General features: G+C 61.0%; 1 protein-coding gene. It reads left to right on the forward strand.

Annotated elements, in window-relative coordinates; genetic code table 11:
- The coding region (locus tag GUI70_RS23325; RefSeq protein WP_202630605.1) for an HdaA/DnaA family protein at positions 1-269 on the forward strand (269 nt) is incomplete at both ends.

Raw genomic sequence — 269 nt, forward strand, 5'->3', positions numbered from 1 at the left:
GCCGCGGCAGCTGAATCTTGGCCTGCCGGATCTGGCCTCACGGCTGGACTGGGGGCAGATCTATAAGCTGCAGCCGCTGTCGGATGAAGACAAACTGCAGGCGCTGCAGCTGCGCGCCAGACTGCGCGGCTTCGAGATGCCTGAAGATGTGTGCCGCTTCCTGCTGAAGCGGCTGGATCGCGAGATGCGTTCGCTGTTTATGACCCTCGATCAGCTGGATCATGCCTCGATTACCGCTCAGCGCAAGCTGACGATCCCCTTCGTGAAAG

This window comes from Deinococcus alpinitundrae (assembly GCF_009982895.1).
GTDB classification, from domain to species: domain Bacteria; phylum Deinococcota; class Deinococci; order Deinococcales; family Deinococcaceae; genus Deinococcus; species Deinococcus alpinitundrae.